Source organism: Azospirillum palustre, assembly GCF_002573965.1.
Lineage (GTDB): Bacteria > Pseudomonadota > Alphaproteobacteria > Azospirillales > Azospirillaceae > Azospirillum > Azospirillum palustre.
The window spans coordinates 79,895-92,101 of record NZ_PDKW01000036.1; the positions used below are offsets into that span (position 1 = coordinate 79,895).

Consider the following 12,207-nt stretch of genomic DNA (forward strand, 5'->3'; position numbering starts at 1 on the left):
CCTTCAAGAGGATGGACAGACGAAGCGGATGAACAGACGCTCACCCCAGACGGAACCGGAGAGTTGTGGACGATCCAGAGAAGCTTAGATATCGAAACAATGATCGCCATCTGTTCCGCCATACCAACAAAGCAATATCTGCCAAAAGGTATGGTATCAAAAGCACCCACAATTGGGTTAGCCCTTTTCACTCTCTGTTGCAATTATGAAATACGGGAGCGTTCCTTTCGGCATACCGGGAGATGCAATGCGCTTTTCCCTGTGAGACTCAGCCGGCCGGCAGGATGAAGCCCTGCGGCGGCTTGCCGGCCTTGTGCAGCGCCCACATGACCTGATAGGCGCGCTCCAGGTTGCGGGTGAAGCGGTGGCTGTCGAACAGCGGCACCGTCATCCGCCCACCCTCCAGCCGCTTGCGGAAACCCGCGCGCCGCTCGGGATCGCCGGCGAGCGCCACCGCCAGCTCCTCGTACCCGGCCAGCGAGCGGGTGATGGTGTCGGGCAGGCCGGCCGCGTTCAGCAGGCTCGCCGCCACCCTGGACGCGAAGCTCCCGCCCAGGCAGGTCACCACCGGGCAGCCGGCCCACAGCGCGTCGCTGGTGGTGGTGTGGCCGGTGTAGGGCAGGGTGTCGAGCGCCAGATCGGCGACACGGTAGCGGGCGATGTGGTCGGCCAGCGGACGGGGCGGGGCGAAGACCAGCCGGTCGCCGGCGACACCCTGGGCCTCGGCCGTGGCTTTCAGATTGGCTGCGGCCTGCGGATTGGCTTCGAACAGCCACAGCACCGATCCGGGCGCGCGTTTCAGGATGCGCATCCACAGGGCGAACATGGTCGGGCTGATCTTGTAGGCGGTGTTGAAGGCGGCGAAGACGACGCCGTCCTCCGGCAGGCCGCACTGGCCGCGCGACGGCACCTGCCCGGGCAGCGGGCGGCGGCGGTCGTTGATCTGATAGGCATCGGGCAGGATCGCCAGCCGCTCGGCATAGAAGGGCTGGTGCTCCGGCGGGGTGACGAAGCGGTCGCCGATCACATAATCCATGTACGGGCAGCCGATGGTGCCGGGATAGCCCAGGTAACTGACCTCGACCGGCGCCAGCCGGCGCGACAGCAGGTCGAGCCGGGTCTGCTTCGTGTAGCCCTTCAGGTCGATCATGATGTCGACGCCGTCGTCGGCCATGCAGCGGGCGACGGCATCCAGCGGCACGCTGCGGATGTCGCGGAAGCGGTCGAAGGACTTCACCAGCCGCTGGCGCATGGCGCTGCCGTCGTCGGGGCCGTAGGAATAGGCCAGCACCTCGAAGCGCTCGCGGTCGTGCAGTTCGAACAGCTCAGCCGCCAGATAGGCGGTGGCGTGCTCGTGGAAATCGGCCGAGACATAGGCGATCCGCAAGCGGCTGTCGGGCCGGCTTTCCGGCCGCGCCGGCATCGGCGGGGCCGAGGGGCGCTTGACCAGCCGGTCGTAGAACAGCCGGGCGGACCGGTCCTGCTGGGCCGGCGTGGTGTCGATCGACAGGGTGGCCAGCGGGATGACGACGCCGGCATCGTGGTCGATGGTCTCCGTCACCCGGGCGCACAGCCGGTCGTAATCGCCCCAGGCGCACAGCGTCTGCTTGAGGTAGAGGTGGTAGCACAGGGCTTCGGTCTTGGCCGGCGTCAGCGTCACCGCGCGGGCATAGGCGCTCTCCGCCTCGCCCAGGCGGCTCACTTCGCGCAGGGCGTGGGCATATCCCAGCATCGCCTCGCCATTGCCGGGCTCGATGACCAGCGCCCGCGTCAGGGCGCGGATCGCCTCTGCCACCCGCTGTCCCTCGCGGAGCGCCACGCCGAGATTGGTGGCGGCGAGCGTGTCGATCGGCCGCAGCCGGAGCGCGCGGGCGAAATCGGTCGCCGCCCCGTTGCGGTCGCCGAGCGCCAGCCGGGTCGATCCGCGGTTGACGTAGCCCTCCGGCGTGCCGGGGGTCAGCTGGACGCAGCGGTCGTGGGCGGCCAGGGACTCGCCCATGCGGCCCAGCGACTGCAGAACGGTGCCGAGATTGCTGTGGCTGTCGGACAGATCGGGACGCATCGCGATCGACTGGCGCAGGATGGTCTCCGCCTCCTGCGGGCGGTTCTGCATCATCACCACCGTGCCCAGCAGCTGGGTGACCTCACCCTGGCCGGGAACGGCGTTCAGGATCGCCCGGCACACCTGCTCCGCCTCGGCCGCACGGCCGGCCCGGAAATGGTCCAGCGCCAGCCGGAGCGCTTCGTTCAGCGTCATCGCCCCGCCTCCCCGGCGAGAACGCCGGTCCGGTTTGCGGCCTCGGCCGCCACGTCCGCCGTCACCCTGGCCATCACCTCGGCCCAGTCGTTGGGTCTCGCCTGTCGGAACAGGCGCATGGTCGGATACCAGGGGCTGTCGAGGCGGTCGCGCATCCAGCGCCAGTCGGCGAACCATTTCAGCACCACCCAGGTCGGCCGCCCCATGGCGCCGGCCAGATGGCAGACCGAGGTGTCGCAGGTGACGATCAGGTCCATGTTGGCCATCGCCGCGGCGGTGTCGAGGAAGGCGTCCGGTCCGGCGTCGAAATCCGTCCCCAGCTCGGTCACCGCCACCCGGTCGCGCAGCCGCTCCAGATGGTCGAGGCCCGACACCTTCTGGAGGCTGTAGAGCCGGACGCCGGCCAGTTTCCCCATCGCCTCGAAGCACTCCAGCGGGATCGACTTGCCGGTCTCGTTGCCGTGCCAGTTGATGCCGATGCGCAAGGCCGGGCGATTGCCGCCCTCCAGCCGGTCCAGCCGGTCCGCCCAGCCGGCCTGCAGCTGCGGCTCGGCCCGCAGGTAGGGCACGCCGCCGGGGACGCTGTCCGGCGTGGTGCCGAGCCGGTTCATCAGACTCATCAGCGAGATGTGGTAATCGTAGGCCGGCAGCGGTTCGCCGAAGGCGAACAGCCCGTCCAGGTCGGGGGCGGTCGACAGCACGCGCTTCAGCGCCGGCTGGCATTCGTAGAGCACCCGTGCGCCCATCCGCTTCAGCACGCCGGCATAGCGGATGTACTGGAATGAATCGCCCAGCCCCTGCTCGAAATGGACCAGCAGGGTCTTGCCCGCCAGCGGCTGGCCCTGCCACAGGACGCCCGGCATGTTGCGCTTGCGCCAGACCCCCTGCTCCAGCCGGCCCTCGTAGGCGATGGTGCCGTTGGCGTAGTCGCCGGCCATCAGCAGGCAGGTGCCGAGATTCTTGCGGTATTCCGGCTTGCCGACGTCGATGGCGAGCGCCCGGCGGTAGGTCAGCGCCGCGTCCGCCAGATGGCCGAGGCTGAGGCTGACGGCGCCCAGGTTGTTGTGGTTGACGGCCACGTCCGGTTCGACGGCCAGCGCCAGCCGGTAGACGGCGCGCGCCCGCTTGGCCTCGCCGCTGAACATGAACAGGTTGCCCAGCGTCAGCAGCGCCCCCGGATAGTCGGGCTTCAGCCTCGCCAGTTCGCGGAAGGCGATCAGCGCATGCTCGATGTGGCGCTGGTCGAGCAGGATGCTGCCCAGCGCGTTCAGCGCGTCCAGATGGTCGGGCTTCAGCCGCAGCGCCTGGCGCAGCGGTTCCATCGCCTCGGCCGGCCGGCCGGCGGCGCGCAGGCACAGGCCGAGGGCTCCATGCAGGGTGGCGCCACGCGGTGCCGCGATGTCCGGGTTTTCGTCGATCAGGCGGCGGTAGACGGTGGCCGCCTCGTCGAAGCGGCCGGCCTTGAACAGCGCCGCACCGGTGTTGTAGGCCTGGACGAAGGCCGGCGAGAACTCGGAAATGGCAACCCCCAACGCTTGATCGCGCAAATGACCGGCGGCGCGGATCGATTGTCGCACTGACCCGCGGCTTCTTAACCCAAGACCCCGGCCGTCAGCAATAAAGGGCTGACTTCTTCATTTCCTTGATCTTACCCCCGTGGCCTCCGGAACCTATCCCTGCGGCCTCCGGCCGATCGCCGCCCAGGAGATCTCGTTGACCCAGGCGAGCTGCACGTCTTCCAGCCCGGCGCCCTTCATCAGCGCCTCCACCTCGTCACGGCGCCAGTAGTTGGCGATCTTCGGCAGCATCTGGTCGAAGACGATGGAGCGCAGGTGCGCGAAGTCGAAGCGGCGGATCAGGCGGAAATATTCCAGCCGGTCCAGCCCCAGCCGCAAGGCCAGCCACAAGAGCGCGGTCGGCGGCAGGGACAGCGCATGCACCACCCCGATCGGCAGGCGGCTGAACAGCGCCTTGCGCAGCGGGTCGGCGAAGTGGACGATCCAGCCGTTGTTCTCGCGGCCATAGACCCAGACCATCACCCGCCCGCCGGGCTTCACCGCGCGCGCCATGTTGGCGAGCGCCGTTTCCGGGTGGGCCAGATGGTGGATGACCCCGATGGAGAAGGCGAGGTCGAAGCGCTCCACCTCGTTCAGCTCATAGGCGCTCTGGCGGCGCACCTCCATCGCCGGATGCGGCGCCAGCGTGGCGCGGGCCGAGGCAAGGCTGCGCTCGTCGATGTCGATGGCCAGCCCGCCGGCCGCACCGTAGCTCATCGGCCAATGGCTGTTGCGCCCCATGCCGCAGCCGACATCGACGAAGGTCAGGCCGCGCCAGTCCTCCGGCTTGAGGAAGGGCGTCCAGCGGCGGAACTGCTCTTCGTAGATACCCTTCAGCTCGGCATAGCGGCCCCACTCATAGCCGAAGCGGTCGGCCGACCCGCTGTGCACCGCGGAGGCGGTGTCGGGGGCGGGGGAAGAAGACGGCGCTTCGCTCATCGCGGCGGTCCGGTGTGGTGGAAGGAGAAGACGGCGCTATCGGTAGAAGCCGGAGGGCGGGCTTGTCAAGCAAGGGGCAGGCAGGGGCAGGGTGGGGTGCGACAGGCGGTTCCTCCCGCCGCCGCGGACGGCTACCATGCCGCCCCTTGCCGTGAGACGAAGCCGCCCCTCCATGCCCAACCTCCTGTTCGACAAGCCCGGCATTCCCATCCTGTTCGTCCATATCGGCTACAAGGACGTCGTCGACATCGCGCTGAGGCAGGCGGCGCTTGCCGCGCCCGACAGCCCGGTGATCCTGCTGACCGACGAGATCCGCGACCTGCCCTTCGCGGTCCATCAGGCCGACATCCGCCTCTACACCGGCTCGTATCCCCGCTTCGACGCGGTGTACGAGCATCTCTCGGTGAATGGCGAGGGGTACGAGGCGATGTGCTACGGGCGCTGGTTCTTCGCGCATGAGTTCGCCGTTCGCCATGGGCTGGGCCGCTTCTGCGTGTTCGACAGCGACGTCATGCTCTATCGCCCGGCGGAGCGGTTCGCCGCCGCCTTCGCCGGGCGGATCGCCGGGAACTGGAGTTGGGCCAACTGCTTCGAGGGGCCGGAGGCGCTGGGCTTCCTCTGCGACCGCTTCGTGGAGATCTTCGCCGACAAGCCGAGGCTGCACGCCCTGGCCGACCGTTTCCGCATCGGCGGCCGGCCGCATGTCAGCGACATGCATCTGCTGATGGAGATCGCCGCCGCCGATCCCCGCTTCCTTGAGCAGGGAAGTCTGATCGCCCAGGGTTTCGACCACAACATCCGCGATGCGGACGGCTGCTTCGCCATGTGCGATGGGCTGAAGAGCGTCCGTTTCGGGGCGGACGGCATTCCGGTCTGCGCCCGCACCGACGGCGGCGCACCGGTTCCCTTCACCTTCCTGCATTTCCAGGGGCCGGCGAAGGACCGGATGGGCCGCTTCGCCTGGCCGGCCGCGGGCCAGCCGCCTGCAAATCGGCCGCCTGTGGATCAGCCGCCTGTGGATCAGCCGCCTGTGGACTGACTGTCCGACCGGCTCCGATCGCACCAGCGCTGCCACATCAGCCGGTAGGCGGTTTCCAGATTGCGCATGAAGCGCCTCTCGTCGCACAGCGCCGATGCCCGCAGCCGCTCGCGCATGCCCATGCGCAGCCGCATCAGCCGGGTCAGGTCGCCGGCCAGACCGGCGGCGATGGCCGCGTATTGCTCGGGGGTGCCGGCGACCAGTTCGGGCAGGCCGACGGCGGCCATCAGGCTGGCGCCGACGCGGGCGGCATGCCGGCTGCCCGCCAGCGTCACCAGCGGCGCCCCCATCCACAGCGTGTCGCAGGTGGTGATGGTGCCGTTGTAGGGATGCGGGTCCAGCGCGATGTCGATGCGGTTGTAGGCGGCCAGATGGCCGGCGGCATCCTTGATGAAGCCGACGAGGTCGAGCCGGGCCGGGTCGATGCCGGCGGCGGCGAAGCGCGCGCGCATGGCCGCCGCGGTGCCGGGGTCGGACAGCGGCCGGTCCTTCAGCAGCAGGCGGGAGTCCGGCACCCGCCGCAGAACCTCGGCCCACAGCGCGACGGTGCCGTCGGTGATCTTCGACAGCTTGTTGAAGGAGCCGAACGTGACGGTTCCGCTGGCGCCTGCCGGCAGCGGGACCACCGGCGGGGCGGAGGCCGGCGGGCGGAAGCACAGGAAGGGGGCGGGCAGCCGGGCCAGCATTTCCGCCGCATGGGTGTCGGTCGGTCCGACCGGGTCGCTGATCGGATCGACGATGCGGTAGTCGACCGAGTCCATGCCGGTGCCGTTGGGATAGCCCAGCCAGGTCACCTGCACCGGCGCCGGGCGCCGGGCCAGCATCGGCAGCCGGTTCAGCCCCGAATGGCCGGCGAGGTCGACCAGGATGTCGATGCCGTCGGCACGGATCCGCGCCGCCAGCGCCTCGTCGTCCAGATGGCCCACGGTGCGCCAGCCGTCGGCCTGCGCCTTGAAGCGGGCGGTGTGGGCGTCGGCATGGGTGTCCGGCAGGATCGAGTAGCAGACGATCTCGAAGCGGCCGCGGTCGGCCGCCTCGAACAGGGGCGTCAGGAAATAGGCCCCCAGATGCTCGCGGAACTCGACCGACAGATAGCCGATGCGCAGCCGCTTCTCCGGATCGGGGCGGTTGGCGTGCGGGGCCGCCGCCGGCAGCCGGCCGTCCTGCCGGCCGAACCGCTCGTCGAAGCGCCGGTGTTCGGCCAACAGGCGCTCGCCGGACAGGTCCAGGTAGTTCAGGCACAGCAGCCGCTGGCTGGCGATCAGCGGGTCGGCGGGAGACAGCCGTTCGGCCTGGTCGAAGCACAGGGCCGCTGCATCGGCATTGCCGCGCATCTGGTGGGTGACGCCCAGATTGAACCAGACGCCGGTGTCCTGCCGCGGATTGGCGGCAATCGCCCGGGTCCAGCGCCGGACCGCCTCGTCCAGCCGGTTGGCGGCGTAGGCGCTGCTGCCCAGCCCGACCCAGGGCTTGTCGTACTCCGGCCGCAGGACCAGGGATTTGCGCAGCGCCGCCGCCGCCCCGTCGGGCTGGTTCAGGTCGGACAGGATGACGCCCAGGTTGTTCCAGACGTCGGCGGCCGTGCCGTCCTGCGCCAGCAGAGCGCGGCAATGCGCCGCCGCTTCCTCCAGGCGCCCGGCGTTGAAAGCCTCCAGCGCCTGCCGCTTGAGCGTTTCCTGAACGGGGGCGGTCATCAACGCGCTCAGGCGAGCCGGGCTTCGACCTGTTCGCACAGGTAATGGTACAGGCAGATGTGGACCTGCTGGATCAGCGGGGTGGAGCGCGACGGCACGTCCAGCAGGATGTCGCTCAAGGCCGCCATCTTGCCGCCGCCCTCGCCGGTCATGGCGATGGTGGTCATGCCCAGCCGCTTCGCCACCTCGAAGGCGGCGATCACGTTGCGCGAGTTGCCGCTGGTGGAGATGCCCAGCAGGACGCCGCCCGGTTCGCCATAGGCCTCGGTCTGGCGGGCGAAGACGCTGTCGTAGGAATAGTCGTTGCTCCAGGCGGTCAGGACGGCCGCGTTGGAACTGAGGCAGATCGCCTTCAGCCCGCGGCGCTCCTTCAGGAAGCGGCCGACCAGTTCGCCGGTGATGTGCTGGGCATCCGACGCCGAGCCGCCGTTGCCGCAGACCAGCAGCGCCCGGTTGGCGCCCAGCGCGGTGGCGACCGCATCGACCGCCGCCTCGACCCGCGCCGGATCCAGGCTGTCCATGGTGCGCCGCAGGACGTCGATGGCGGCGGTGAGGCAGCCGTGCAGCGAGGGGGCGGAGGTGGCCTGGGAATCCATGGGCGGAATACCTTTGCGTGACCGATGATGGGCGTCGGCGGTGACGGGACGGGGCGGACCCTGCGCGCGTGCCCCATATGCAGCGGCCAGTGCATCCTATGGATCGCGGGGGCCTGTCAACTGCAAGCCGCGCAATGACGGCTTTCCCATACCGCCGGGAACGCCTATTTTCGGTTCCCTGCCCCGGCGGCGGGGCTTAGGATGCCAAGGGTGGCCTATGACGACGCGGACGGTCCGGCTGGGCCCCCTCAGCGTGAAGATGTACTGTGCGATCGGCATGATCGCCGTGTCCTGGGCGCAGTTGGAAGACATGGTTTCGCTGTGCATCTCGCGCCTTCTCGGCACCGATCACACCGATTTCCTGCCGATTGCCTCCAACATGCAGGTCAAGGCGCGCTTCGACGCGCTGAAGTCCATCGCCGGCCTGCGCCTGCCCGCGGACGAGGCCAAGGCCCTGATCGCCCGCTGCGACGAGGCGCTGGAACTGGGGCGGGAGCGCAACAAGATCCTGCACGGTTCCTGGATCCAGGGCGAGACAGACGATGTCGCCATCCGCCTGAACTACCGCGCCCACGGCCGCATCTCGACCGACGCCCCCGTGATCTCCGCCCGCGAGATCGCGGAGATCAGCGACCGCATCACCATGCTGACCGAGGGCTTCGCACAGACCCTGCAACGCCTCGGCCTGTTCGATCCCAAGAACCCGATGCGCAGCCCGGCGCGCGAGGCAGGTCCGGTGCGCGAGTCAGGCAGGACGCCGGAGCCGTCCCTCGATTGAACGCCGGTCTCCGCGGCCTCCCGCCGGCTCCCCCATCAGCTCCCCGACCGGTGCCGGTGACGGCACCGGCGCCGTGATTCCCAGTTTTTTCCAGACAGGCCATGCCTTCCATCCACGATATCCTGACCAAGGCCGTCGCCCTCCACAACGGCGGCCAGCCGGAGCGCGCGGCGGCGCTCTACCGAGACGTTCTGGCGGTGGAGCCGGCCGAGCCGCATTCCCTGCATCTGCTGGGGCTGCAAATGCGCCGTGCCGGCTGCGAGGCGGAGGGGATTGCACTGATGGCGCGGTCGCTCCTGCTGGCCCCCACCCTTGCCCCGGCCCTCTTCAACCAGGCGCGCGCCTTGCAGGATTCAGGGCGGCTCGACGAGGCCATCGCGCATTTCCGCCGCAAGCTGGAGGTGGACCCCAACTGCGGCGTGACGTCGATCGTCCTGGGAAACGAAGCGCTCGCCCGCGGCCGGCTGGACGAGGCCGAACGGATTTTGCGCCGCGCCGCCGCCCTGGAGGCGGGCGGCGCCTTCGCATCCCGGCTGCGCCGGGCGCTGGAGCGCGTCACCACCGCCCGCGGGATCGCCCGCGATGCCGCCGACCCGTCGCTGCCGCCGGGGCTGGTGGTGCGCGGCGCTTTCCGCGACAGCAGCGGCTATGCCCACAAGGTCCGCCAGTTCGTCCGCCATCTGGTCGATGCCGGAGTGCGGGTCCGGCTGGTCGACCTGAACCATGGCGATGTCGACAACCTGCCCGACGGCCAGATCGATCCGCTTCTTCACACGCTCGATCGGCCGGTGCGGGCCAAGGCGGTGCTGAGCTTCACCACGCCGCTGGTGGTCGAGGCGGTGCCGAACCTGAAGACGATCAATTACACCGTGTTCGAGGCGCTCGACATTCCGCCCCTGTGGGCGGCGCACAGCCGGCGCCACGACCATGTCGTCGTTGCCACCGACTCCTCGCGCCGGGCATGGCTGCAGGCCGGCCACCCCGCCGACCGTGTCCACATCTGCCCGGAGGGGGTGGAGCCGCTGGAGCCCGGCCGGGTGGCGCCCGCCGCCATCCTGGACGGGACGGGGCGGCGGCTGGCCGATTATCGGGTACGCATCCTCAACGTCTCCGACCTCAACAGCCGCAAGAACCTGGAAGGGCTGTTGCGGGTGTGGCTGCGCACGACGCGGGCGGAGGACGACGCCGCCCTGCTGCTGAAGGCCGGCAAGGGGGACGGAGCGTCCGGCAGCATCCGCGACCTCCTTGCCCGGCTGACGGCGGAAACCGGCCGGACGCTGGGCGAGGCGGCCCCTCTCTTCCTGGTCGAGGGCAAGCTGTCGGACACCGACATGATGTCGCTCCATGCCGCAGCCACCCATTACTGGAGTATGTCGCATGGCGAGGGCTGGGACCTGCCGATGGCGCAGGCCGGCGCCATGGGGCTGACCCTGCTGGCCCCCGACCACAGCGCCTACCACGCCTATCTGAACGGCCGGGTGGCCCATATGATTCCCAGCCACGTCACCCCCGCCCTGGACGGCTACCGCGGCCGGGACTGGTGGACCCCCGACGAGGCCGCCGCCGCCCGGCTGCTGCGCGCGGTCATCGACGATCCCGACGGCACCCGGCTTTCCGCCCGCGAGCATCTGCTGGAGCATTTCAGCTGGCGTTCCGCCGCCCACCGGCTGATCGGCCTTCTGGGCGGACTGGACGCCCTGTGACCGGCGGCCCCGACATCCGGCCCCGGCCTTCGGCATTGGCCCCAGCACCGGAGCGAGGGGCTCTTGCATCGTCGGTGGGAGCAGGGCAAAGAGCCCTCTTCGGCCTTGGAGTGTGATCGGTTCAAGCGGAACCGCTTGAAGCGTGACTCACACGAAAAACCAAAAGCCTGGTGTCTGTCCGGTGCTTATAGAAGCACCGGACAGACACCAGGCTTCGACACGCACCTTAACGCAGGCGGGTTTGCGCATGGATCAGCAGAAGTTCCGGCAGGTGATCGGCGGCATCGCCGCTGCCTGCGCAATCGACCATGCCGCCCTCGACCGCGAGCTTTGCGCCATCGAGGCCGCCGGCGACCGCCAGCGTCTCTACGACATCATGGCGCTGCTGATTTCCCGGATCGGCGACAGGGCGGAGCAGGAGCGGCTTGCCGACGCGCTGATCGGCTGCCGGCCCGATGACGAGGCCCTGTATCTTGCCCTGGCGCACCGGCTGGCCTATGCCGGCATGGGGGTCCTCGAACGCGACCCGGCGATCCCCCGGCAGGGCATCGACCTGCTCGGCCGGGCGCTGGAGCGGGCGGCGCCATCCCCCCTGCGGCCGCAGCTCCATGCCAACCTGTCCTTCCTGTTCAACGAGGCCGGCCGCCCCGACCTGGCGGAGGCCCATGGCCGCGCCGCGGCCGGCTGCCCGAACGCCATCTTCCATCTCTGGCTTGGCGAAGCCCTGTTCCGGCAGGGAAAATACGCAAGCGACGGGCTCTGCGTCATCGACCTGTCGTCCCTGTCCTTCCGCCGGGCGGCCCAGGCTGTGGCCAAGGCGGATGCGGCGCCGCCCTTCGCCCCGGCCGGCCGGCATGTGGTGCTGGTGTCGGTGGACGGCGCCTATTTCAAGCGCTACGCCGCAGCGCAGATCCTGAACCTCCACGCGCTCGGGTCGGCGGTGGCCGTCCATTACCACATCGTCAACGGCGATGCGGAGGTCGCCCAGCTGATCGAGCGGCTGCGGGGCATCGTCGGCGCCATGCCGGTCACCTTCTCGCACGAAAGCTGGGCGCTGCGGGGGGAGGCCATCGACAAGCCCTACTACGCGTCCTCCCGCTTCCTCATCGCGGCGGAGGCGATGCTGCTGCACAAGGCCGACGTGATCGTCTGCGATGCCGACGTGCTGTTCCGCGAGAAGCCGGAGGACATCGTCAGGCTCGCTGGCGCCGCCGACGTCGCCCACACCGATTACCGCGGCGAGCCGCTGTGCAGCCGCTACAACGCCTCCTTCGTCTATTTCCGCCACAGCCGCAGCGGCTATCTGACGCTGCTGATGATCGCGGATTTCCTGCGGACCAACTTCGCCCGCTGCTACATCTGGATGATCGACCAGGTCGCCCTGTTCGCCTGCGTCGAACGCGCGGCGCAACTGCTGGGGAGCGAGATGACGCATGCCGCCTGGCCGGACAGCGTCCTGCCGCCGCGTGCCCCCGACGCGCTTCCGCTCGTCCTGACCGGCGCGCTCGCCGGAAAGCACGGCAACAGCCCCTACAGCGCCAAGCGGGACGAAATCCTGCGGGCGTACGGCCTGTGAGGAGCGGGGGACAGCGGTCCGCCGGCCTGTCTTCGGCCGTGCATCGCGATTGTGGCTGCGGTAAGTAAG

General features: G+C 69.5%; 9 protein-coding genes. 4 read left to right on the forward strand and 5 right to left on the reverse strand.

Going from position 1 to position 12,207, the window contains the following annotated elements; all coding sequences use genetic code 11:
• Window positions 1-268: 268 nt before the first annotated feature.
• The 3 genes from CRT60_RS00755 to CRT60_RS00765 form a co-directional block, all read right to left on the reverse strand.
• Window positions 269-2,257: an O-linked N-acetylglucosamine transferase, SPINDLY family protein gene (locus tag CRT60_RS00755; RefSeq protein WP_098734551.1), complete on the reverse strand. Its 1,989-nt coding sequence runs from the start codon at window positions 2,255-2,257 to the stop codon at window positions 269-271.
• Entirely contained in the window at window positions 2,254-3,834 is a 1,581-nt protein-coding gene (locus tag CRT60_RS00760) for a tetratricopeptide repeat protein (protein ID WP_244592194.1), read from the reverse strand. Before CRT60_RS00760 ends, CRT60_RS00755 begins: the two co-directional genes overlap by 4 nt.
• Before the next feature lie 93 nt (window positions 3,835-3,927).
• Window positions 3,928-4,752 carry a class I SAM-dependent methyltransferase gene (locus CRT60_RS00765; protein WP_098734552.1) on the reverse strand — a complete coding sequence of 275 codons (825 nt, stop codon included), beginning with the start codon at window positions 4,750-4,752 and terminating at the stop codon, window positions 3,928-3,930.
• 172 nt (window positions 4,753-4,924) lie between these two features.
• Here CRT60_RS00765 and CRT60_RS00770 point away from each other — a divergent pair, with 172 nt between their 5' ends.
• Window positions 4,925-5,791, forward strand: coding sequence for a hypothetical protein (locus CRT60_RS00770; protein ID WP_098734553.1), 867 nt, complete (start codon window positions 4,925-4,927; stop codon window positions 5,789-5,791).
• Here CRT60_RS00770 and CRT60_RS00775 read toward each other — a convergent pair.
• Window positions 5,773-7,485 carry an O-linked N-acetylglucosamine transferase, SPINDLY family protein gene (locus CRT60_RS00775; protein ID WP_098734554.1) on the reverse strand — a complete coding sequence of 571 codons (1,713 nt, stop codon included), beginning with the start codon at window positions 7,483-7,485 and terminating at the stop codon, window positions 5,773-5,775. The genes CRT60_RS00770 and CRT60_RS00775 overlap by 19 nt on opposite strands.
• 8 nt (window positions 7,486-7,493) lie before the next feature.
• Window positions 7,494-8,081: a D-sedoheptulose-7-phosphate isomerase gene (locus CRT60_RS00780; protein ID WP_098734555.1), complete on the reverse strand. Its 588-nt coding sequence runs from the start codon at window positions 8,079-8,081 to the stop codon at window positions 7,494-7,496.
• Window positions 8,082-8,298: 217 nt separating this feature from the next.
• Here CRT60_RS00780 and CRT60_RS00785 point away from each other — a divergent pair, with 217 nt between their 5' ends.
• The 3 genes from CRT60_RS00785 to CRT60_RS36045 all read left to right on the forward strand — a co-directional run bounded on the left by CRT60_RS00785 (window position 8,299) and on the right by CRT60_RS36045 (window position 12,138).
• On the forward strand, window positions 8,299-8,859 hold the full coding sequence (locus tag CRT60_RS00785) for a hypothetical protein (protein ID WP_244592195.1): 561 nt from the start codon (window positions 8,299-8,301) through the stop codon (window positions 8,857-8,859).
• A 101-nt stretch (window positions 8,860-8,960) separates the two neighbouring features.
• Window positions 8,961-10,562 (forward strand): tetratricopeptide repeat protein, encoded by a 1,602-nt coding sequence (locus CRT60_RS00790; RefSeq protein ID WP_098734556.1) that lies wholly within the window; start codon window positions 8,961-8,963, stop codon window positions 10,560-10,562.
• A gap of 247 nt (window positions 10,563-10,809) precedes the next feature.
• Window positions 10,810-12,138: a tetratricopeptide repeat protein gene (locus tag CRT60_RS36045; protein ID WP_098734557.1), complete on the forward strand. Its 1,329-nt coding sequence runs from the start codon at window positions 10,810-10,812 to the stop codon at window positions 12,136-12,138.
• Window positions 12,139-12,207: the final 69 nt, after the last annotated feature.

Coding starts and splice junctions, on each gene's coding strand:
- CRT60_RS00755 (WP_098734551.1), bottom strand. CDS start 2,257: ATGACGCTGAACGAAGCGCTCCGGCTGGCGCTGGACCATTTCCGGGCC.
- CRT60_RS00765 (WP_098734552.1), bottom strand. CDS start 4,752: ATGAGCGAAGCGCCGTCTTCTTCCCCCGCCCCCGACACCGCCTCCGCG.
- CRT60_RS00770 (WP_098734553.1), top strand. CDS start 4,925: ATGCCCAACCTCCTGTTCGACAAGCCCGGCATTCCCATCCTGTTCGTC.
- CRT60_RS00775 (WP_098734554.1), bottom strand. CDS start 7,485: ATGACCGCCCCCGTTCAGGAAACGCTCAAGCGGCAGGCGCTGGAGGCT.
- CRT60_RS00780 (WP_098734555.1), bottom strand. CDS start 8,081: ATGGATTCCCAGGCCACCTCCGCCCCCTCGCTGCACGGCTGCCTCACC.
- CRT60_RS00785 (WP_244592195.1), top strand. CDS start 8,299: ATGACGACGCGGACGGTCCGGCTGGGCCCCCTCAGCGTGAAGATGTAC.
- CRT60_RS00790 (WP_098734556.1), top strand. CDS start 8,961: ATGCCTTCCATCCACGATATCCTGACCAAGGCCGTCGCCCTCCACAAC.
- CRT60_RS36045 (WP_098734557.1), top strand. CDS start 10,810: ATGGATCAGCAGAAGTTCCGGCAGGTGATCGGCGGCATCGCCGCTGCC.